General features: G+C 36.2%; 21 protein-coding genes and 1 riboswitch. Of the genes, 6 read left to right on the forward strand and 15 right to left on the reverse strand.

Annotated features, from left to right (window positions below):
* Nucleotides 1-15: 15 nt before the first annotated feature.
* From KIK00_RS09035 to KIK00_RS09075, 9 genes are all read right to left on the reverse strand, one after another.
* Nucleotides 16-1,785, reverse strand: a complete 1,770-nt coding sequence (locus KIK00_RS09035) for a long-chain fatty acid--CoA ligase (protein WP_255816227.1) — start codon at nucleotides 1,783-1,785, stop codon at nucleotides 16-18.
* The gene (locus KIK00_RS09040) at nucleotides 1,782-2,795 is read right to left on the reverse strand and encodes an NAD-dependent epimerase/dehydratase family protein (RefSeq protein ID WP_255816228.1); all 1,014 of its coding nucleotides are present in this window, start codon (nucleotides 2,793-2,795) and stop codon (nucleotides 1,782-1,784) included. Before KIK00_RS09040 ends, KIK00_RS09035 begins: the two co-directional genes overlap by 4 nt.
* A 260-nt stretch (nucleotides 2,796-3,055) precedes the next feature.
* The gene (locus KIK00_RS09045; RefSeq protein WP_255816229.1) at nucleotides 3,056-4,060 is read right to left on the reverse strand and encodes an MvdD family ATP-grasp ribosomal peptide maturase; all 1,005 of its coding nucleotides are present in this window, start codon (nucleotides 4,058-4,060) and stop codon (nucleotides 3,056-3,058) included.
* Entirely contained in the window at nucleotides 4,053-5,009 is a 957-nt protein-coding gene (locus KIK00_RS09050) for an MvdC family ATP-grasp ribosomal peptide maturase (RefSeq protein ID WP_255816230.1), read from the reverse strand. The genes KIK00_RS09045 and KIK00_RS09050 overlap by 8 nt, the downstream gene beginning before the upstream one ends.
* Before the next feature lie 74 nt (nucleotides 5,010-5,083).
* Nucleotides 5,084-5,308 carry a microviridin/marinostatin family tricyclic proteinase inhibitor gene (locus KIK00_RS09055; protein WP_047378489.1) on the reverse strand — a complete coding sequence of 75 codons (225 nt, stop codon included), beginning with the start codon at nucleotides 5,306-5,308 and terminating at the stop codon, nucleotides 5,084-5,086.
* A 47-nt stretch (nucleotides 5,309-5,355) separates the two neighbouring features.
* Complete coding sequence (locus KIK00_RS09060; protein WP_255816231.1) at nucleotides 5,356-5,592, reverse strand: microviridin/marinostatin family tricyclic proteinase inhibitor; 237 nt, start codon at nucleotides 5,590-5,592, stop codon at nucleotides 5,356-5,358.
* A gap of 114 nt (nucleotides 5,593-5,706) precedes the next feature.
* Nucleotides 5,707-6,486 carry an alpha/beta fold hydrolase gene (locus KIK00_RS09065; protein WP_255816232.1) on the reverse strand — a complete coding sequence of 260 codons (780 nt, stop codon included), beginning with the start codon at nucleotides 6,484-6,486 and terminating at the stop codon, nucleotides 5,707-5,709.
* A 105-nt stretch (nucleotides 6,487-6,591) separates the two neighbouring features.
* Nucleotides 6,592-7,311 (reverse strand): pyridoxine 5'-phosphate synthase, encoded by a 720-nt coding sequence (locus KIK00_RS09070; protein WP_255816233.1) that lies wholly within the window; start codon nucleotides 7,309-7,311, stop codon nucleotides 6,592-6,594.
* 172 nt (nucleotides 7,312-7,483) lie between these two features.
* Nucleotides 7,484-8,752, reverse strand: coding sequence for a mechanosensitive ion channel family protein (locus KIK00_RS09075; RefSeq protein ID WP_255816234.1), 1,269 nt, complete (start codon nucleotides 8,750-8,752; stop codon nucleotides 7,484-7,486).
* Nucleotides 8,753-9,024: 272 nt separating this feature from the next.
* Between KIK00_RS09075 and KIK00_RS09080 the strand changes: the two genes are divergently transcribed.
* The 3 genes from KIK00_RS09080 (at nucleotide 9,025) to KIK00_RS09090 (ending at nucleotide 11,306) form a co-directional block, all read left to right on the forward strand.
* The gene (locus KIK00_RS09080) at nucleotides 9,025-10,212 is read left to right on the forward strand and encodes a carboxypeptidase-like regulatory domain-containing protein (protein WP_255816235.1); all 1,188 of its coding nucleotides are present in this window, start codon (nucleotides 9,025-9,027) and stop codon (nucleotides 10,210-10,212) included.
* 76 nt (nucleotides 10,213-10,288) lie between these two features.
* Nucleotides 10,289-10,780 (forward strand): DUF456 domain-containing protein, encoded by a 492-nt coding sequence (locus tag KIK00_RS09085; RefSeq protein WP_047378496.1) that lies wholly within the window; start codon nucleotides 10,289-10,291, stop codon nucleotides 10,778-10,780.
* Nucleotides 10,781-10,796: 16 nt separating this feature from the next.
* Nucleotides 10,797-11,306: a hypothetical protein gene (locus KIK00_RS09090; RefSeq protein ID WP_255816236.1), complete on the forward strand. Its 510-nt coding sequence runs from the start codon at nucleotides 10,797-10,799 to the stop codon at nucleotides 11,304-11,306.
* On the opposite strand, the gene KIK00_RS09095 is transcribed toward KIK00_RS09090, so the two are convergent.
* From KIK00_RS09095 to KIK00_RS09105, 3 genes are read right to left on the reverse strand one after another with little or no spacing between them, the layout of a single operon-like run.
* The gene (locus KIK00_RS09095; RefSeq protein ID WP_149833116.1) at nucleotides 11,293-11,934 is read right to left on the reverse strand and encodes a uracil-DNA glycosylase; all 642 of its coding nucleotides are present in this window, start codon (nucleotides 11,932-11,934) and stop codon (nucleotides 11,293-11,295) included. The two genes, KIK00_RS09090 and KIK00_RS09095, sit on opposite strands and share 14 nt — an antisense overlap.
* 40 nt (nucleotides 11,935-11,974) lie before the next feature.
* Complete coding sequence (locus KIK00_RS09100) at nucleotides 11,975-12,979, reverse strand: acyltransferase (RefSeq protein ID WP_255816237.1); 1,005 nt, start codon at nucleotides 12,977-12,979, stop codon at nucleotides 11,975-11,977.
* A gap of 39 nt (nucleotides 12,980-13,018) precedes the next feature.
* Nucleotides 13,019-13,546: a GNAT family N-acetyltransferase gene (locus KIK00_RS09105; RefSeq protein ID WP_255816238.1), complete on the reverse strand. Its 528-nt coding sequence runs from the start codon at nucleotides 13,544-13,546 to the stop codon at nucleotides 13,019-13,021.
* A 334-nt stretch (nucleotides 13,547-13,880) separates the two neighbouring features.
* Between KIK00_RS09105 and KIK00_RS09110 the strand changes: the two genes are divergently transcribed.
* A complete protein-coding gene (locus tag KIK00_RS09110) occupies nucleotides 13,881-16,028 on the forward strand; it encodes a DNA mismatch repair protein MutS (RefSeq protein WP_255816239.1) in 2,148 nt (715 codons plus the stop codon).
* Nucleotides 16,029-16,096: 68 nt separating this feature from the next.
* Here the strand turns inward: KIK00_RS09110 and KIK00_RS09115 are convergent, their stop codons facing one another.
* Nucleotides 16,097-17,185, reverse strand: coding sequence for a GEVED domain-containing protein (locus KIK00_RS09115; RefSeq protein ID WP_255816240.1), 1,089 nt, complete (start codon nucleotides 17,183-17,185; stop codon nucleotides 16,097-16,099).
* A gap of 256 nt (nucleotides 17,186-17,441) precedes the next feature.
* Here KIK00_RS09115 and KIK00_RS09120 point away from each other — a divergent pair, with 256 nt between their 5' ends.
* Both KIK00_RS09120 and KIK00_RS09125 read left to right on the forward strand, forming a co-directional pair.
* Nucleotides 17,442-18,242 carry a hypothetical protein gene (locus KIK00_RS09120; protein ID WP_255816241.1) on the forward strand — a complete coding sequence of 267 codons (801 nt, stop codon included), beginning with the start codon at nucleotides 17,442-17,444 and terminating at the stop codon, nucleotides 18,240-18,242.
* 32 nt (nucleotides 18,243-18,274) lie between these two features.
* Nucleotides 18,275-18,455: riboswitch (cobalamin riboswitch) on the forward strand.
* Nucleotides 18,456-18,572: 117 nt separating this feature from the next.
* Nucleotides 18,573-18,956 (forward strand): acyl-CoA thioesterase, encoded by a 384-nt coding sequence (locus tag KIK00_RS09125; protein ID WP_002977578.1) that lies wholly within the window; start codon nucleotides 18,573-18,575, stop codon nucleotides 18,954-18,956.
* 56 nt (nucleotides 18,957-19,012) lie between these two features.
* Here KIK00_RS09125 and KIK00_RS09130 read toward each other — a convergent pair whose 3' ends face one another.
* Both KIK00_RS09130 and KIK00_RS09135 read right to left on the reverse strand, forming a co-directional pair.
* Nucleotides 19,013-19,603: an HD family hydrolase gene (locus tag KIK00_RS09130; protein WP_255816242.1), complete on the reverse strand. Its 591-nt coding sequence runs from the start codon at nucleotides 19,601-19,603 to the stop codon at nucleotides 19,013-19,015.
* Between the two features lies 1 nt (nucleotide 19,604).
* Complete coding sequence (locus tag KIK00_RS09135) at nucleotides 19,605-20,303, reverse strand: hypothetical protein (protein WP_255816243.1); 699 nt, start codon at nucleotides 20,301-20,303, stop codon at nucleotides 19,605-19,607.
* Nucleotides 20,304-20,587: the final 284 nt, after the last annotated feature.

The following is a 20,587-nucleotide window of genomic DNA, read 5'->3' on the forward strand; positions in this document are numbered from 1 at the left end:
AGATCAAAAAAAAATTTAATACATCTTTTCTATAATATCTGCGTATTTTTTGGTCACTACATTTCTTTTGACTTTCAATGTAGGAGTGATTTCTCCTGTGTTGATATCAAACTCTGCAGGCATTAAGGTGAATTTCTTCACTTTTTCATAGTCTGCCAAGTGGCTCTGTAATTCTTTTAATTTCTCTTTATAAAGGTTGATTATCTTTTCATTTTTTACAGCGTCTTCCCAATTAGTGAAAGGAATATTATTTTTCTTGATATAATCCTGTAAAAACTCAAAATTTGGAACAATCAATGCTGAAACGAACTGTCTTCCTTCCGCAATCAGCATAATCTGTTGAATGAAATTATTATTGGTCAAAAGATTTTCGATCCGTTGAGGAGCAATATATTTTCCATTGGAAGTTTTCATCAAATCTTTGATTCTGTCCGTAATAATCAGGTTTCCTTTATCATCAAATTTTCCTGCATCACCGGTTTTGAACCATCCGTCTTCCGTGAATACTTTTTGGGTTTCTTCAGGCTTATTGTAATATCCTTTCATGATTCCGTTACCTCTGGCCTGAATCTCATCGTTTTCTCCGATACGCATTTCTACGCCCGGCAATGGTTTTCCGCTTGTGCCATGTTCAAAATGAGTTAAAGGGAAAAGAGTCAGTGTTGCGGTAGTTTCCGTTAATCCGTACCCTACTGTTACATGAATTCCTACAGATTCGAAGAAACGGGTAACTTCCGGTGACAGTGAAGCGCCTCCGCAAGGTAAAAACCAGAGTCTTCCGCCCATTTTCTCTTTGATTTTACTGAAAACCAATCTATCTGCAACAGCTTCTTTGAATTTTAATCCAAAAGGGACTGGTCTTTCATTTCTTCTCAATTCAGCAGTTTCCCATCCGGTTTTAAGAGCCCAATCAAAGATTTTCTTTTTTAATGATGAGCCTTCTTCCGCTTTTTCAAGAACTCCGGCATATACTTTCTGGAAAAATCTTGGTACCGCACACATGGCAGTAGGTTTTACTTCTTCCAGTGCTTTGGCTACATTTTTAGGATCTTCCAGGAAATACACTCGGGCACCTCCGTATAGACATAGTAAACTCCAGCTTCTCTCAAAAACATGGCTTAATGGTAAGAATGCCAGTGAAAGTTCTTCTTCAAAGTTTTTAAATTTAAAAAACTCAAAATGTGAGTCAAAAGCTTTGATAAAATTCCCATGGGTAAGCATTACTCCTTTCGGAACTCCTGTTGTTCCGGAAGTATAGATCAAAGTGGCAGTATCATCATTTTCTTTCTTGCAGATCTCCAGGGCTGGTGAAGCTTTTGCAATAAAATCTTCAAGATAAAAACTGTTGAATTCTTTCTTAATCCACACTGCTTTTTTAGAAACAATAATGGTTTCAAGGTTGTTTTCTTCTTTATGTAAAAACTCAAGACAGGCATCATACTGCATTTGGTTTCCTACTAAAACAGCTTTAGCTCCGGAATCGTTAATGATATGTTCTGCCTGCTCAGCGTTATTGGTTGAATAAATAGGTACCGTAACTGCACCGATGGCCATTGAAGCCAGGTCAACGATCATCCATTCGGAAGAGTTATCTGAATAAATAGCGACTCTGTCATTCTCCTGAACTCCAGCTTCCTTTAATGCATTGGCTGTTTTAAAAATAACTTCACTGAATTTTTTCCAGCTCAGCTCTTTCCAGGCTGCGTCTTTCTTTTTAAATCCAATAGCCGCTTTTATAGGATGTTTTTCTACATTTTTAAGGATTATTGCCTCTGCAAGATTCATTTCTTCAGCTTTTTGTCGTTAATATAATTATTCAGGTGAAAGTCAATACTTTCTTTTACAGGAATAAACTGATAGTTCAGTTTTTCTTTGACTTTGTGATTGGAAATGGTGTTGAATGAAGAAATGGCTTCAATATTTGATTTGGTAACCATTTTCAGTTTTGGAATCAGCCATCCGAAAAGAGTATTGGCTATTCTTCCGATATTTAATACAGATTGTGAAAGAATTCTGGCATCTTTAAGTCCCAGACGGGTTCTGACCTGTTTTGCCAGATCGGCATATCTGTTGTTTTCAGCAACGATGATAAAACGTTCTCCGAAAAGATTATTTTCCATTAGTCCTATCGCGGTATTTGCAACATCTCTCACGTCAACGTAAGCAGAACCTCCTGAAAAGGTAAAACTATTATCTTCAAAGGTAGAGAAAAGTTCCCCGCTGCTTTGAGTCCAGTTTCCGCTTCCTACGATCATTCCCGGATTGATAATAACTACATTCATTCCCTCTGCTGAAGCTCTCCATGCTTCCATTTCAGATAAATGTTTTGATATAGCATAAGCAGAGTGTTCCAGTTTTGGATTAAAATCAGAACCTTCGTCCAACTCTCCTTTTTCATTGAAATTATCAAGAACGGCAACGGAACTCACATGAAGAAATTTTTTAACGTCTGACCCCTCGCAGGCAAACAAAAGATTCTCTGTACCTTTGATATTTGTACGGTACATTTCTTTTTCATCTTTGGGATGAAAGCTTACTTTTGCAGCACAATGATACACTTCATCCACACCTCGCAGTGCTGTTGTCAAAGAATCGAGATCATCAAAATCTACGTTTACCCATTCGATCTTATTGAAAAAATCGTCGGGATTCTCCGTATAAAAGCTGTATGAATGCTTTACTTCTTTTAAATTGCTGCCTGGTCTTTTGGAAGCACGTACATTTTTACCTCTTTTAAGAAGTTCCAGTACAATTATTCTTCCCAGAATTCCGGTAGCACCCGTTACAAAAATCATTAATTATTTTACTTGATTACTGACTAAAATATAACAATATTTTCTATCCGGCAATTCTTCCGGATCCGGCAAAAATTCCTCAGAAAAACTGCTTTTGCAAATTTGCGATTTTTAAAGCATAATTCAACTTTATTTAACCAATATTATCACTCAGAAATCAACAAACCAGAAAAATTTTAATCGCAACAGATCATTACATTTAAAAGTCCTGAAAGAATGTACAACTTTCAGGACTTCTATCATAAGAAACACGCTATTTTCTAAGCCATTACCTCATTATTTCTTCTTGGAGCTTTGTCACAAAGAACGTCTGCAATGCTCTTGGAAATAAGGTTTCCTTCTGTAAGATTATCCAGCCAGAAGAATTCTCCTGCCGCATTAATCTCGATGAAATAATATTCGTCTTCAGGGGAAACGATCATGTCGATTGCTCCATAGTCTACATTGTAAATATCGAGAAGTTCAAGCAGTTTTGCTTCTACATCTCCCGGAAGTTCTGTCCTGTTCCATTTATCAATGAGATTGATCCCATCTTTTCTCCAGTCTACTTTAGCATCTTCGGACTGCTGGGAATCTATTTCAAATGCATAAACATCTCTTCCCACAATGGTAATACGAAGTTCTTTTTTCTTTTGAATCATCTGCTGGAACTGCATAGGGCAGTATAACAATGAATCAAGTTCTTCTAATTTATCTTCGCTGACAACGTTAGTAAACACTACATTTTCAACACCGTCTTCATAGATAGCAAAACCGGTTTGCATCTTGGCGACTACATTCTGATGTTTCAGAATAAATTTTCTAGCTTCATCAGGATTGTTGGTAAGACATGTGGCTGGAATGGTCAGTCCTAATTTATCTGCAATTTTCAATTGTTCTTCCTTACTGTCGAGTCTTCTGTAAACACTTGGTTTACCTAAAGAATAAGCATCCACAGATTCAAAGAAACCAAAAAGGGTATTTCTGATTTCTCCCATTGCCGCACCGTAAAACTTAGAGTCCATTTCTTCTCTCAGTCCTTTTCCGATATTGTAAGCTCTTCTGTACCAGATGGCAGAAATATCATCCAAACGATGTTTTGCATCTGGAGTTTCAAGAAAACTTATCCACTCTCCATCCTGGAAAATGGTAGACAGTTTGTTTTGTAAAGGATAAATATCAACATCAAAGCGAATGACTTCACAGCCATTTTTTCCGATGTATTCTGTTACTTTTTCAATAGAAAAATTATCTGCGGTATGGGTAATAATTAAAATTTTATTCATGGAAATTGATTCTTTTGATAAGATTATCGGCAATTCTTTCTGCGATGGGAAATCCCAGTTCTTTCTGAAGCATTCCCCACTCTCCCTGTGGATTCACTTCAAGGAAATAATATGCTCCGTCTCTTCCTTTAATCATATCAATGGCTCCTATATAAAGTCCCATTTCGTTCATCATGGAAGTGAGATTGGTTTTGATGGAATCCGGAAGTTCGTAAGCTGACCAGAAATAGCCTTCACGAGCTACCCTCCAATCTGCATTTTCACTGTTATTGATCTTTCCTGTGAAGAAATCACCGTCTACATAGACGATTCTCAATTCGTATTCTTTGTCAATGTAAGGTTGAAAAATCATGGGACAGTAAGCAATATCTGAAAGGTGTTCCAAGGATTCTTCTTCAATAACCGTAGTGGAAATCATATTTTCTCCTGACATGGTTTTTGCGGTTACTCCATGAAGCTTAGCAATTGCTTTTCCCTGACAGTATTGATAGAAAAATGTTGTTATTTTTTCTTCATCATTGGAAAAAATGGTTTTGGGAATGGTTAAATTATTTCTTTCTGCTACTTTTAGCTGAAAAATCTTATTTCCATCAACTTTTTTTTCATTTTCATAAGGATTGATCCAGGGAATATGTTCTAAGGCAGTCATCAGATTGTAACGCAGACTTCCGTATTCATTCAGGAAGATTCTTTCATAGTCCTGATCCAATTCTTCGGGAGCAGTGACCCTCCAGGCTTTTCTATGCCACACCCCTTTAACAGCATCAGAATGAATGGTATTTCCGAACTCGTCAGTCAATTCAAATGAATTTTCATAAATGCTGATTTTCTGAAGGTGATTCAGGCGGTCAGAATTCAATCTGAAACAGGGGATATTTTTGGAGGTCAGGTATTCGAAGAAGATATCGATATTATAAAAATCCTGTGAATGGGTAATGCAGAGAATCATTTGCCGGTTTTTATTAAAAAGGGAAACTTAATGTTTAAGTTTCCCCTACTATTTTATTAATATTCTACCTGATTTTATAGTGGAATAGTGATTGTATCATCATCACCGTCAGATGGATATTTCAGCGTGTGCATCATATCATCTTTAGGAGAAGTTACAACGTCTACCGCCGGCTTTGTAATAACGTCTCTTTCAGGAATTGTAATATCAGTTCCTCCTTTTACTGTTTCAGGATCCTTAACCTGTTTTTCCAGGAATGATGCGAAAAACGGTTTCTTCTTTGAGTTGTTGCTTTTCATAATGTTTAGTTTTGGTTTGATATAATTTAGCTTAAGCTTTATATTTCTTACACATCTAAAACATCCTCATCTCCGTCAGAAGGATATTTCATCGTAACATTATCATTATCAGGTTTAGTAACATTATCCTTAAGAGGAGTAGTAATCTGATCCTGAAGGGCTGTAGTAATTTGGTCTGCAAGTACAGAAGTAATACCACCTCCTTTTACTGTTTCAGGATCTTTAACCTGTTTTTCTAAGAATGACGCAAAAAATGGCTTCTTTTTTGAATTTTTGTTTTCCATAAGTTAATATTTTTATTGTTTTGGAAATCCAAAGTACAAAAAATTCAAATCATGGAGAAATAATATTACGTTTTAATAAAAATTTAACATAATATCAAAAAGTAAAGTATAAAATTAATTCAATCCAAGAAACTCCTTAACAACGTTTGCAAAATCAACCGGATTTTCGGCCTGTACCCAATGTCCGGCATTTTTTACCGTAACCACTTTAGCTTTAGGAAATTGCTGCTTGATTCCGAATTCATCCTGTGGCAGGATATAATTGGATTTTGCCCCTGCTATAAACAATGTATCGCCTTCAAAGACTCCGAATTTAACAGCATTGGATACAAATTCAGTATATTTTTCGGATAATGTTTTAAGATTAAATCTCCAGCCCAGTTTTTTATTTTCATCCCAATACAGGTTTTTCGTTAAAAACTGTATGGTTGATTTTTCAGGAATATACTGGTTAAGAACTGCTTCTACTTCATTTCTTGAGCCAACTGTATTAAAATCAACGGTTTCCAGTGCTTTGATAATTCCCTGGTGGTGTGGCGGATATGCTTTAGGTGAAATATCAACAACAATTAGTTTTTCAACACGTTCAGGATATTTTATGGCAAACTGCATCACAGCTTTTCCTCCTAAAGAGTGCCCTAAAACATGAGCTTTCTGAATTCCATAATGATCCATATAGCGTGCAATATCATCTGCCAGATCATCATGAGACATACTTTCTGAGTGAAAACTTCTTCCGTGGTTTCTAAGGTCAATCAGATGTACGGGAAGATATTCTCCCAGATCTTTTCCGAAACTTCCCCAGTTGTCAAGCATTCCAAATAATCCGTGAAATACAAGAAGCGGCGTATTGGTTGAATTTTCGCCGAATATTTTTGAGTTTAAGATTTCCATATTTTTTTAGAAGTTAAGAGGTGAGAAATTAGAAGTTAGATAATATAAGAGATCAGAAACGATGTTTCACTAACTTCTAATCTCTAACTTCTAGTTTCTTGTTAATTACCATTTTGCCAGTCTCTTCAGATAAGCCTGAACTGTATTTTCCAATCCCATATAAAGTGCTTCGGAAACCAAAGCATGGCCGATAGACACTTCCAAAAGGTTCGGAATAGTGTCTGCAAAGTATTTCAGATTTTCTAAGCTAAGGTCATGACCGGCATTAATTCCCAATCCGAATTTATTAGCTTCAACTGCTGTATCGTAATAAGGTTTTATAGCCTGTTCTTTGTTTGTAAGATAATTTTTTGCGTAAGCTTCCGTATATAGCTCTATCCTGTCTGCTCCGGTCTTAGCAGCATATTCTACCAATTCCGGTAAAGGATCCAGGAAAATAGAAGTACGGATACCTGCTTTTTTAAATTCTGCAATGATTTCTGTAAGGTAGTCAAGATGTTTTTTTGTATCCCATCCTGCATTAGAGGTAATAGCATCGTCAGCGTCCGGCACTAAAGTTACCTGCTCAGGCTTCACTTCCAATACCATATCGATAAAACTATGATGAGGATTTCCTTCAATATTAAACTCAGTCGTAACCAACGGCTTCAGATCATAGACATCTTTTCTCGTGATATGCCTTTCATCAGGCCTTGGATGAATGGTAATTCCCTGTCCTCCGAATTCCTGAATTTTTACAGCAGCTTCTGTAACACTTGGGGTTTCACCTCCTCTTGCATTTCTTAACGTCGCAATTTTATTAATGTTTACGCTTAGTTTTGTCATTTTTTATTTTAGATGTTAGATATGAGATGTTAGAAGCCGGAAGCATGGGGCTGGAAGTAAATCCAGACTTTGTACTTCTATTGGTCCTTCTACATTCATTATCATTTAAAAATTTAATTTAAAATTTGTTTTAAAGAAGCACTTCCTGCTTCCCTCTTTAATCTTCGAGCTTCTAGACTTTCACACTTACCTGCATCACCTGAAGCTCAAATTCTTTGGATGCTACCAGCAAATGGTCAAAAATATCTGCCTGTATCTGCTCAAAACGCTCCCATTTGGAATCATTGGCAAAGCAGTATACTTCAAGAGGCAGCCCTTGCGGGGTAATGTCCAGCTGACGTACCATTCGGGTGCCGTTTTTATCTATATCGGGATCATTTTCAATGTATTTCTGTGCATAATATCTGAAAACACCGATATTGGTAAGCTGTCTTCCATTCACAATTTTATCTTTGTGCTCAAGACTTTCTTTCTCTTTTTTAATCTCTGATGTTCTTTCTTCAAGATAGTCTGAAATCAGGTTAATCTCTTTTAAACGCTCAACATCTTCATCAGTCAGAAACTTAAAAGAATTGATGTTAAAGTAAATTGATTTTTTTATTCTTCGGGTATTAGACTCAGACATCACCTGCATATTCTTGATCTCAGTGGTCATCAAATCATAAGTAGGAATAGTGGAAACCGTCTTATCAAAATTAGTAATTTTGGTAGTCAAAAGGTTGATTTCCGTAATATTTCCTTCAATGTTGTATTTGGGAATGCTAACCCAATCTCCTACTTTTAAATTTTTAGAAGTGGCAACATGAAGCCCTGTTACAAATCCCAAGATTGTATCTCTGAAAACCAATACCAGAACAGCAGTAATAGCCCCCAGACTTCCTACGATAGTGGTTCCTTTAATCCCGAAAATCACACAGAATCCTACTACTGTAAATATGAAGAGTCCTAAAATCTTTACGGTTTCTGAAATGGCATTAAGCGCCATAATCTTGTAGAAATCCTGTTTAATGCTGAAATAATTTCTGAAAGCCGTCAGTGATCTGTAGAGCATTCCTGCCAATATCAATACCAATCCCAAATTGATACATCTTATTATAAAAATGGTTGTCTTCGGCAGTGCATTTTCCGGAAATATGGATCCCTGGATACCCGCAACAGCAATCAAAGCAGCAAAATGGGCTACAGAGTTGGTGATTTTGGCCTGATAAATAGATTTTAAGATGGGAAATTTCTGTTCATTATGAAATAACCTGAAGACAGAATTAATGATGAATTTAAAAACAAAATCAGTAATTAAAAACAGAACGAGAAGTAAGCTTAATTTTACAATAATATGAAAAACCCAGTCCAGCCCGGAAGGTGATATCTGGGTGATATAGATGTAAAGCTGCTCGCTCAGCTCCTGTATAAAGTTTTTAGTTTCTTGTAACTGGTCATTCATTACAGCAAATTTATGAAATTAAGAATCATCATTTTACTATTCGCAATCAATTTTCATCCCAAAAAGCTTTCATTGGGAAATATTTAATAAAAATCTTTTTTAAATAAAATCATAAAATATCAAATCTCCCACAACCCTTAATTATAAATGAAAAATTAACTACAAACACTAATATAAATTAAATAATATTAAAAATAATTGCATTTTTCATGTTTAAATTTTAAATATTTATTAAATTTGATTAAAACTAAACTAATCAAAATCAATTAAATATGAAACAAAATTACTTGTTAATCATGCTATGCAGCCTTGTGCTTCTAGTGAATTGTAAAGGAGACGATACTGCCGCTCCTGAAGAAAACCCTATTAAAGTAGTAGCCACAGGAAAAGTGGAGGGAAAAGTATTTGCAAAAAACGGAACAAAACCGATTGGAGGTGCTCTTGTTTTCACTACCGACGGACAGAGCAACATTTATCACACCTATTCCGGTGCTGATGGCAGCTTCAGCTTGACAGCTCCTGAAGGCAACACAACACTTCACATCCAAACAGGTGACGGTAAAAATTTCAGAACAGAATTTCCTGTTACCATTAAGAAGAATGAAACAGTCTCTGTGGCCGCAACAGATTCAAAATTGGATCAGATAGCAAAAATGGCCTATATAAAAGGAAGTTATGATGAAATTGAAGCGATTATAAGTTCTCTTGGTTATACAGCTACTGAAATTACTTATCAGGACTTAAAAAACATCAATACTATTTCCCAGTATGATATTATTTTCCTGAACTGCGGATCCCGAACTTACGCCCAAACAGGTACTTCATCGCCAAGCAATGACAATAATGTATATTCCAATCTTTCTACTTTTGTAAGCAATGGCGGAAGTCTTTACAGCTCAGACTGGGCTTCTGCTTATCTGGTAGGGGGAAATACAAATACGGTAAGCTGTAATGCTCCGGGAGGATTTATCAATGATAATCTTCTTTGCCTTCAGGATACAGGTACAGCCACCACTTATATGGGCTGTAACGTTTCAAACACTGCTTTGGCGACTGCATTAGGATTTAATACATTGGATATTCAATATGATATGGGTGCGTGGGAAAAAATTATGAACTATGATCCCACATTCTGGGATGTTCTTGTACAGAAAGGCAACGAACCACTGATGATAAGAACAGGACATTATACGAACCCTTCTGCTCCGCAAACACCTGTAGGAACATCGTTAAACAATAATCACATCACGATCTGCCATCATACGGCAAATGGAAATAACATTACCATTACCATCAACCAGAATGCATGGAATGCACATCAGGCACATGGAGACACATTGGGTCCTTGTACAGGAAACTCCAGCAGCGGAAATATCTACTATACCACATTCCATAACCATGCAACCGGAAACATCGGTAAAGCAGGACCGATTCTGGAATATGTAATCTTAAATTTGTAATAAAATTTTATAACTCGTTCTCAAAGTGGCTTTTTATAAGGCCACTTTTTTTATATTGCATATATTTTTAAAAAGAATGGATACAACGATTATTAATATTTTCTGCCTTATTCTGTTATTTGTTGGAATCTTAGGTACTTTTCTTCCGGTATTGCCCGGGCTTTTGCTGAGTATCTGCGGGCTTCTGATCTATAAATTCGGGACGGATGCGGACCTTCCGATGATTTATATCTGGGCATTCGGAATTCTTACATTAGCTTCTATAGTATTAAGTTATGTGATTCCGGCAAAAACCAATAGAAAATATGGAGGTACACGTTGGGGAAGTATCGGTTCTGTAATTGGAACCATTGTTGGGATATTTATTCCGATTCCATTAGGCTTCCTCGTAGGAATGTTTGCAGGGGTATTTATTGGTGAATTACTTCATGACAGCAAGGATATGAATAAAGCTTTACAATCAACCAAAGGTGCACTGATTGGATTCATTTATGGAACCGGATTCAGTTTTGTAGTAGGAGTGGCAATGTTTTTGGTAGTATTACTTAATATGTTCAACGTCATTTAATTAAATATAAGAAACTATGTTCCATAAAATTGTCATACTCAGTCTGGGAATATTTGCATTAACAGGATGTGATGCCCAAAAGAAATCTAAGATTAACACAAAAGCTACTGAAATGCCTGCAGGTACAAAAACAACAAGTGCTGATAATCAGAAAGATGGTGTTATATACCTGAATGAAGGAGAAAATAAGTTTTTAAGAGAATACCAGATGAATGTAACGTTCAAAGGGGTTTCTGAAGACAGCCGCTGTCCTGAAGGAGTCAATTGTATCTGGGCCGGAGCTGCTCTCGCTCAGGTAGAAGTAATGGGAACCGCTACACGCCCTATGATTCTGAACCTCGCGAGCATAGATTATCCGGGAAGGAATTACCGCCAGTCGGCAGAATTCAATGGGTATACCATTACCTTACAAGATGTTGCTCCTTATCCAAAACAACAGGACGGAGCAAAAGCATTAGCCGGAAAATATAAAATCGGAATTACGATAAAAAAGACAGATCAATCAACAGATTCTACCACGAAATAGGCTTCTTCCCTTTGGAAACAAGATATTCATTAATTTTTGAGAAAGGTTTACTTCCAAAAAAACCTCTGTACACGGAAAATGGTGATGGATGTGCCGATTTCAGAATAAAATGCTTAGCCGGATCTATGAGTTCGGCTTTTTTTTGTGCAAAAGCGCCCCACAATACAAACACTACATTCTCTTTTTTGTCTGAAATTTCTTTAATGATAAAATTGGTGAATTTTTCCCAACCCAGATCTTTATGGGAATTAGGTGAATGAGCCCGAACCGTTAACGTTGCATTCAATAGCAAAACACCTTGTCTTCCCCAGTCATCCAATTCTTTTGAAGTTCTTACAACCCCTAAATCATCTTTCAACTCAATAAAAATATTCTTAAGTGATGGTGGTGCAGCAACCTGCTCAGAAACAGAAAAACACAAACCATTTGCCTGAAAATCATTATGGTAAGGATCCTGCCCAATAATAACGACCTCAACATCATCAAAAGCCGTCAGTTCCAGTGCTCTGAAAATCTGATTTTTCGGTGGAAAAACTTTGGTTGTTGCATATTCATTCTTTACTTTCTCCCAAAGGGTTGTAAAGTATTCCGTACTCTTTATAGGGGCTAAAATTTCTGTCCAGGTCATACTGCAAAAATAATAATATTAAAATAAAACAAGAGCCTCCTTATACTTTAAATATCCTGACTTTTCTTTCAATCAGCATATATGAGAAATAAGACAGTAATATAGAGAAAGCTATTAATAGTATATTATTGAGGTGATAAGAATGTACAATAATGAAATTCTGCTTCTTCACAATATAATGAATGATATATAGCGAATAAGAGATATTTCCCAGAAAATACACTGCCTTGGTTTCTAAAAATGTTTTTAAATAGTTTGGTTTTCCTTCATACAGATATTTTATCATAAATGCTGATAATAAAGGAATAAACAATAATCCTTTTTCAACAAACAACATAGATACAAACAGTAGGAGAATGATATAGATAACGAGGTTTTCTTTTTTCATTTTAAATTGTGGTAAAAGGGCAACTCCAATTCCAAGAAAATAGGAAGATACTGTTCTCAGCAGGGAAACAAGACCATAAGGAAGATCAAGATATCTTGGCGATTCCACTACTTCCATGGGGTGTTCAGAACCTATATACAAATGGCCGGGGAAATAGGGAAGCATAAACCTCAAAACCAAACTTATGATAATTAAAATTTCGCTGCGAATTTTGTAATGCAGGACAAGCCATAACATAAAGGGGAATATTAAATAGCAAACCCATTCTGTACTAAGTGACCAATAGACAACATTCAGCAGATAATCAGGATTAAAAAAGCTTTGTAATAAGGTCACGTTAATCAGAAATCCTGCTATAGAAGTCTTCATTAAAAACAATGCAATAAAAACAACCGATACAATATATACAGGATAAATCCTATTGATTCTCTTTTTATAAAAAATCTCTATTGATCTATAGTTCAAACCCTTAAACTTTCCAGAATAAGAAACCGTCAGTAAAAAAGCACTTAACACAAAAAAGATATCAACTGCTACATACCCCTTCCCTACTATATCCTGAATGAATTCATTCCTAAAAAAACTAAAATGAAAAAAAGCTACCCATAATGCAACAACCCCTCTAAGTCCCGTTAAAGATTTTATTTCATTTTTCATATGTAATTTCAATCGGCGATAAAGATATAGAAAAACCTATTAGATTTCATAAGAATGGTCAGAGGCTCTTTGTAAACTAAAGATAATATTATCCGGAAAACCTTCATTTTGCTTTCCTTCTTCCAAAATAAAATGATGCTTTAAAAGAAGTCCCTTTGAATTTTCGTTCAATTTATTAGTAATCGCAACAATTTCCTGTAAATGCAGTTCATTAAAACCAAAATCCAAAACCGCTTCTAAGGCTTCAGACATAATTCCTTGCCTGTGGTATTCCGGCAACAGCTCATAACCGACTTCTGCTGTTGCCCGGTCTTCAGAAAAATTCCAAAGACAGATCGTTCCGATAAGATTCGGCTGATCTTTTAAAAATATTCCCAAATAGACGGTCTGATTATTTTGAGTTCTTTCCTTAATGGTCAAAATAAACTGAAGAGCATCATAATTATTTTTTGGTGAGTTCCTTAGGACAAACTGATTGATCACTTCATTGCTTCGAATTCGTAAAATATCCTCAACGTGGCTTTCGTTGATATCTCTCAGTAATAGTCTTTGGGTTTCCAGTTTCATATCTCAAATTTAATAAAAAGAACATCATAATTTGTTTAAACGCAAAGCTTAATTATAATAACTCCATATTATAAAAGTGCAAAGGTTACAACATTGTTACTGAGAAGCATTATTATACATACGCTTAGAAAGAATCAATTTCATTGGTTCCACTCTGCCTCCTTAAAGGAATAAGATTTAGTAATAAAAAGCTTTGCGTTTAAGTAAATTGATGTTATTTTTTGATTCTAAAAAGTTTCAAAGAAGAAACAATTATATCATCAAATTCCATTTAATTTATTCTGTAAATCTCTCAGATATACGTAATAATCAAAATTCTCACTAAATTTGCAGTGTGTATATAGATAAAGAAGATTTAGACGAATTAGAGTTTCCGCAATTGCTCGCGGAAATCTCCCCATTTGCGTATTCTCCGAAAACAAGAGAAAAAATTCTTCAACTTCGCCCAATGGAAATAGACGAGGCGGAACTTTCGTTAAAAAAAACGTCAGAATATCTGTCGAGTTTTGAAAGTTCAAATGCGATTCCGTTTGATGAATATGAAGATATCGAAAGTGAGCTGAAATTGATGCTGATTGAGAACTACCGCCTGGAAAATGCTGCTTTCATCAAAATAAAAACCATCACGGAACAGATCGGAAAACTGCAGAAGTTCTTCCCCACCATGCCCGAAACATTCCCTGCTTTATTAGAGGAAGTTTCTGTACTGGAATTCAGAAAAGAGATCATTGATAAAGTAGATAAGGTTTTCAACCGTTTTGGTGAGGTAAAAAGTGAAGCTTCTCCGGCTTTGAAAGGCTTGAGAACTGAAATTCAACTTGCTAAAAAAGCAATTCAGGAAAATTTCAACCGTGCACTCACCACGTATGGACAGAGTGACTTTTTGGATGATATCCGGGAAACAATTATTGATGATCAAAGAGTTCTGGCTGTAAAATCAGGATTCAAAAAAAGAGTTGCCGGAAGAACGCTGGGAATCTCCAAAACAGGTTCTATTACTTACATTCAGCCGGACAGTGTTGTAAAGCATTACTTCAAGCTTCGTGAAAGTGAAGAAGAAGAGAAAAAAGAAATTGACAAAGTTCTCAGACAGCTTACCGCAGAACTGGCAGAGTTTCAACCTCAGCTATGGAGATATCAGGTTTATATTTTTGATCTGGATCTTACAAGAGCGAAAGCTAAATTTGCTGATTTAGTGAACGGAATTCTTCCAAAGATCAACCGTCATAAGACATTGAAACTTAAAGACGCTTACCATCCATTGCTATGGTTGAGAAATAAAGTAGAAAATAAAACAATTCATCCTCAGACTCTTTCTTTAACGGAACATAACAGGATCATCTGTATTTCCGGACCTAACGCCGGTGGAAAATCAATTACTCTGAAAACCGTAGGATTATTGCAGCTGATGATTCAGAGTGGTATTCTGGTTCCGGTTCATCCCAAATCTGAAATGTTTTTCTTTGAGAAGGTCATGACTGATATTGGTGATAATCAATCCATTGAAAATCATCTGTCAACCTATTCATCAAGATTGAAGAAAATGTCCGGAATCATCCGTGAGGCAGATGCCAATACGCTTCTATTGATTGATGAATTCGGTACAGGTTCTGATCCGGAACTTGGAGGTGCGCTGGCAGAAAGTTTCATGGAGTTTTTCTACGACAAAAAGAGTTTTGCCATTATTACAACTCACTACACCAACATTAAACTGGTGATAGAACAGCTTCCCAATGCTCAGAACGCAGCAATGCTCTTCAATGAAGAAACACTGGAGCCGATGTATAAACTGGAAGTAGGCCAGGCAGGAAGTTCATTTACTTTTGAAGTTGCAGAAAAGAATAAAATCCCAAGGTTTATTATCCATTCTGCCAAGAAAAAGGTAGAGCATGATATCGTTAATCTCGATAAGACCATTGTAAAGCTGCAGCAGGAGAAATTTGAAGTTGAAAAACTGAAATCCGATCTTGCAGAAAGAAAAGAGTCTGTAGAAGATAAGCGTGATAATCTTCAGAAACTGAATGATCAGCTTCAGCAGAAACTGTTCAATTTCCAGAAACTATATGAAGAGGAACACCGCAAACTTCAGTTCGGGAATAAAATTGAAACGTTCATCGACAGTTATACAAAGGGAAAATCCAGAAAGGATGTTGTAAAAGACTTTGTAAAACTTCTTGAACAGGAGAAATTCAGGAAATTAGGCCATGATAAGGATGAAACAAAACGTCTGCAGGTCGTTAAGAGAAAAATTACTCAACAGCTGAAAAAGGAGGAAGTCATAGAAAAAATTGCAGAAACCAATGAAAAACTGGAAGAACAACGTAAAAGTGACCGCGCTATCTGGATGAAGATTGGGCAGCGTGTTCGTATCACGGGAAGTACCAGTGTGGGAACCATCGAAAAGATTTCCAGAAACAAGGTGATTGTCAATTATGGAACCTTCAAGACAACAATTAATGCAGATGAACTAGAGAGAATTTAAGTAATCTTAAATTAAATCAACGCAAATACTAAGCGAGAGCACCAAAAGGTACTCTCGCTTTTTTATTTTTATTTCTTAATGAATTTTAATCGGGTTACTTTTTCTTTGTCTTTCAACTGGATAAAATAAACTCCTTTTGAAAGATGATGAAGGTCTACTTTATGATCTTCAACCTTTCCTTCTCCTGTTTTTTGTCCCAATGCATTATAAATTTCAAAATTTGCAGCTTCTGAGATGCCGGATATGTTTAAAATATCGGATGCCGGATTGGGATAAATCTCAGGTTTTGCAGACTTTCCAGATTCTTCCACTCCAAGCGTTGAATCTATAAAATCCACTCCATAATCTTCAACTTCTCCATAGGTGAATGTTCCACAGGCATCAGCAGGCATCGTTTGATTTGAAACAACTCTCATAGTAACACCACAAGTTGTCAATGCTGCCAAACTTGGAATCGTAAAAACAGATACTGCCGGTGCAGCTTGAGTGACATTATTCGCCACCATCACCCTTTCATTGGATTCAAAAATTCCGTTGGCATTAAGATCTATCCATGCCGTTACTGTTGTAGTACCCGGAGTTCCGGTCCAGGTATTGGTTACTGAAAGCTTATTTCCTGTGCTTCCTATAAAAAACTTTACTCTACGGCTTAGATCACTTCTGTAATCTGTATAACTGGAAGGTCCGGAATTGCTTACCATTGGAGTGGTAATTCCCGTAGAATTTACTGTCACATTGGAAATATGCATCATAGCAGTATCTGTAGATGCACTTGCACAATAATTGAGCGTTGTTGTAAAAAATACAGGATTAGACCATGTTCCCTGTACAGTACAAACTTTCACTACCTGTACCTCGTACGTTGTACAAGGTTGCAAACCGGTAATAGTAAAAGAATTTTGTCCTGATGCAACATCGGCTGTCATCCATGTAGTAGTTCCCGGTATTCTATATCTGATCCTGTTATCCGGAGTATTGGGATCAGCAGTCCAGGTAACTGTTCCTGAAGTAAGCGTTATATTAGACATCTGAAGCCCTGTTGGAGCATTTGTATCGCAGTAAAATAAAGATTTGGGCTCTTCTTCTATTTTGTGGGTTGCCTGAAAGCTGGAAACACCCAAAATAAGAGAAAATACATAAAGTAGTTTTTTTGTCATGTTTATTAGTTTTTAAATTCTCTTGGAAAATAGGAATTTTATAGAATATAATTAATACTTAGATCACATATTATTGCACTTTTTTAATATTTTTAAATTATATACATAAAAAACATATTTATTCAGCAGGATAATGCTATCAAAACCTCCTTCTTACCATTGTTTGAAACAAATACAAGATTTAAGAAAACTGCAGGAGTATAATTATCTTTCGAAAAGCATTTAATTTATATATTTGAGGGATCAAAAAATTTTCATGATGACTTTCATAAACAAAGCATTCTATTTATCTGCTTTCAGTATTTTTTCTTTAGCCTTTGTAAAAGGGCAGAATAAAGTTCCTTTCGGAGTTGTAAAAGCTGAAGAAGGATATGCCAATGTACGGGTTCATAAAGACAATTACAGAAAGATTGTAGACAAGATCCGTATGCGTAAGGGTGATGTATTCGTTTATGTAAAGCCTGCTCCCGGAGAAACAGAGTGGATCTGGATCAAATATCCGGAAAAACAGGATGAGGACAAACCATTTGTACGTTATGAAACACTTGATAAAGAAGGAATGGTCAATAAAGAACGTATTGCTTATATAGACCAGCTTCCTGCCTATACTCCTTCTAAATCCAAAAACGGAAGATCCCTTATTTTCACAGATAATTCTGATCCGAAAATTCCTACTGCCCAAAGAAGCAAGGTAGTAATTGATATCTACCCTTCCAACGCCGGCTATCGTAAAAAGGAAAAAGATGCGGAAGGAAAACTTCTCACCATCGATAAAGTAAAGCCTTGGGGAATCGGAAATGACCTTCCGGAAGGAATGACAGAAATCAAATCAATCCGAGTACAACAGCCTGGAAGAGGTTCTGTTTTTGTAAGAGAAGCCATCAAAAATATGTTCCAGCCTACCATGGATTTTGAGAACATTGGAGTAACTTCCCTTGACAATGATAATATTTTCCTTTATATGATAAATGGTTCAGGAGAAAACAGATACACTACGCTCTGGACGATTAAGAAAGGAAGAGTAATCAGCCAGATTATTTACCATAATCCGGAATAAATTCGCTATTTTTGCATCTGAAAAGTTTACACTTATTCATCACAGAAATTGGTTCTGCATCACTGCAGATTAAAAGGGAACCGTGTGAAAATCACGGACTGTCGCGCAACTGTAAGTAACTGAAATCTTTATCAAAGATCCACTGTGCGAGGCATGGGAAGGAGATAAAAGATGTTACAAGTCAGGAGACCTGCCTATTTCTTTAAACAAATAACTTTCGCGATTTGAAGTTGTATTGATCTGATGGATTGTTTCAGGGGTTCTCTAAGTTCCTGTCATTATTCTGTTGTTTTAATATCATTTTCACTTCGCTTTAATTAATAATGATATATGACTACAGAAGAAAGAATTGAAGCATCCGAAACCAGAATCTTTAAAGCGGTTTTCCCTAACACAACCAATCATTACGATACCCTTTTTGGTGGTACGGCTATGCAGCTGATGGACGAAGTAGCTTTTATTACCGCTACCAGATTTGCCAGAAAAAGAGTGGTAACAGTAAGCAGTGACAAGATCGATTTCAAAAAACCTATTCCAGCCGGAACTATTGTTGAGCTGATCGGAAAAGTTTCATACGTGGGAAAAACCAGTATGAAAGTAAATGTTGAGATCTATACCGAGCAGATGTATTCCTATGAAAGAGAAAAGGCCATTGTAGGTGATTTTACTTTTGTAGCGATTGACGAATTCAAGAAACCAATCCAGATACTATAAATAATAAGCTTCGGGCGGCCTTTGGCCGCCCGAAGCTTATTATATTTTCATTAAATTTATTTCACAACTTTTTCCGTTTCCAGACTTCTGTTTAATAAAAGTTCAAAAGCCTCTCCCATTTCATCCGATGCTCTGCTGATTGCATTTTCAAGCATATTCCGGATTTGTTTTTCTGTCACTCCGGCTTCCGTCCAGCTTTTTCCTGAAGTATGGGAATTTAAGATAAATGGCATGATTCTATCTATTCCACAGGCAAAAATAGCATCAGGGGTTTTCTCATCTTCAAACTCTAGCCATAGATTGAAGAACTCTGTACGCAAAGGTTCATCCAGTATTCCGAAAATCTTTTGGGCAGATGCCTTTTCTCTGTCAAACTTCCCAACCATTGCTTTTTCATCAAAAATAAAGGTGTCTCCAGCTTCTATCTCTACCAAATCGTGAATGGAAAGCATTCTTATCACTCTCAACAGATCAATATCTGCACGGTTTTTAGCATATGGATAAAGAATCTGAGCCAGAATGATGATCTGCCAGGAGTGTTCCGCAGTATTCTCTCTTCGGGAATCGTCAGCATTATAATTTCTTCGCTGTACATTTTTCAAGGCATCCACTGCCAGGATAAAATCAATCTCTTTCTGAATTTTCATCTTACTTTTCTCTATTATATTGTTCTGAAGGGTATACCTTTGTTTTGGTTACCCATTTATTATTGATCTTTTCTTTAGTGATCACTTTTACGCGGCCTTCTACCGTCATATCTTCTTCTTTTTCAAAGACTTTATCAAGCCCTTTATTGGGAATAACTGCATATTCAGTGGTAAAAAAATCGCAGCAGCCTGATTTTCCATAGGAAATCAGACGTTTACGTTTGACATCAACATCAAAAATATCAAGGGAACTGGACGCAAGATCCGTAAGTTCTCTACTCTTCACAAATGCCATTCTTGTACTGTTGAATACATAAACATCATAGGAAGCAGCGCTATAGTTTCCCATATTTCCGTTCCTTACCGCTACATCTTCAGTTCCGTCAAAATTAAAGTCATTAATGATTACAGAGTTCTGCTTATTCGTCAGCGGAATCATTTTTCCCAGTTTGGGTTTTTCAGCCTGATCTATTTCCAATACCAGATTATCTGATGCAAAAGTCTGTACCTTTGTGTTTTTATGATCAAATAGCTCTACGGTTCCTTTGCCGCTGCATCGGCCATCATAGCAATTTTCTACCTGAATGATAGCATCATAATTCTTTGATGCATTTCTAACCTCAAACTGATATTGCCCAAAACATGTAGGCCCAAGTAAAACAAAAGCCGAAACATACTTATATGTATTTAATAGATTCATGGTAATAGTAAATAGATTTAGGTGTTTTTTTTCCTAACAAAAATACGAATCATAATACCGATCTCAAAATTCCGACCTTATTATCTGTAAGGATCTGAAACAATTTAATAACCTTCAAATAAAAGAATATTCAGTGATAAGAAGCTGTTCCCGCTATACGCTCATACTCCTCGCTGCCTTCCTGAACCCAAACCGCTGTGGGGTAACCGCTGCTATCGGGGCTATTTTTTGGTAATGAGTAATAAGCAATGAGCAATAATTAATGATTGATAACTTTTTTATTT

It is taken from the genome of Chryseobacterium sp. MA9, assembly GCF_024399315.1.
Taxonomy (GTDB): domain Bacteria; phylum Bacteroidota; class Bacteroidia; order Flavobacteriales; family Weeksellaceae; genus Chryseobacterium.

Bases quoted from the DNA above. Each gene is read 5' to 3' on its own strand.
- KIK00_RS09035 (WP_255816227.1), bottom strand. From the start codon at position 1,785: ATGAATCTTGCAGAGGCAATAATCCTTAAAAATGTAGAAAAACATCCT.
- KIK00_RS09040 (WP_255816228.1), bottom strand. From the start codon at position 2,795: ATGATTTTTGTAACGGGTGCTACCGGAATTCTGGGAAGAATAATTGTA.
- KIK00_RS09045 (WP_255816229.1), bottom strand. From the start codon at position 4,060: ATGAATAAAATTTTAATTATTACCCATACCGCAGATAATTTTTCTATT.
- KIK00_RS09050 (WP_255816230.1), bottom strand. From the start codon at position 5,009: ATGATTCTCTGCATTACCCATTCACAGGATTTTTATAATATCGATATC.
- KIK00_RS09055 (WP_047378489.1), bottom strand. From the start codon at position 5,308: ATGAAAAGCAACAACTCAAAGAAGAAACCGTTTTTCGCATCATTCCTG.
- KIK00_RS09060 (WP_255816231.1), bottom strand. From the start codon at position 5,592: ATGGAAAACAAAAATTCAAAAAAGAAGCCATTTTTTGCGTCATTCTTA.
- KIK00_RS09065 (WP_255816232.1), bottom strand. From the start codon at position 6,486: ATGGAAATCTTAAACTCAAAAATATTCGGCGAAAATTCAACCAATACG.
- KIK00_RS09070 (WP_255816233.1), bottom strand. From the start codon at position 7,311: ATGACAAAACTAAGCGTAAACATTAATAAAATTGCGACGTTAAGAAAT.
- KIK00_RS09075 (WP_255816234.1), bottom strand. From the start codon at position 8,752: ATGAATGACCAGTTACAAGAAACTAAAAACTTTATACAGGAGCTGAGC.
- KIK00_RS09080 (WP_255816235.1), top strand. From the start codon at position 9,025: ATGAAACAAAATTACTTGTTAATCATGCTATGCAGCCTTGTGCTTCTA.
- KIK00_RS09085 (WP_047378496.1), top strand. From the start codon at position 10,289: ATGGATACAACGATTATTAATATTTTCTGCCTTATTCTGTTATTTGTT.
- KIK00_RS09090 (WP_255816236.1), top strand. From the start codon at position 10,797: ATGTTCCATAAAATTGTCATACTCAGTCTGGGAATATTTGCATTAACA.
- KIK00_RS09095 (WP_149833116.1), bottom strand. From the start codon at position 11,934: ATGACCTGGACAGAAATTTTAGCCCCTATAAAGAGTACGGAATACTTT.
- KIK00_RS09100 (WP_255816237.1), bottom strand. From the start codon at position 12,979: ATGAAAAATGAAATAAAATCTTTAACGGGACTTAGAGGGGTTGTTGCA.
- KIK00_RS09105 (WP_255816238.1), bottom strand. From the start codon at position 13,546: ATGAAACTGGAAACCCAAAGACTATTACTGAGAGATATCAACGAAAGC.
- KIK00_RS09115 (WP_255816240.1), bottom strand. From the start codon at position 17,185: ATGACAAAAAAACTACTTTATGTATTTTCTCTTATTTTGGGTGTTTCC.
- KIK00_RS09120 (WP_255816241.1), top strand. From the start codon at position 17,442: ATGATGACTTTCATAAACAAAGCATTCTATTTATCTGCTTTCAGTATT.
- KIK00_RS09125 (WP_002977578.1), top strand. From the start codon at position 18,573: ATGACTACAGAAGAAAGAATTGAAGCATCCGAAACCAGAATCTTTAAA.
- KIK00_RS09130 (WP_255816242.1), bottom strand. From the start codon at position 19,603: ATGAAAATTCAGAAAGAGATTGATTTTATCCTGGCAGTGGATGCCTTG.
- KIK00_RS09135 (WP_255816243.1), bottom strand. From the start codon at position 20,303: ATGAATCTATTAAATACATATAAGTATGTTTCGGCTTTTGTTTTACTT.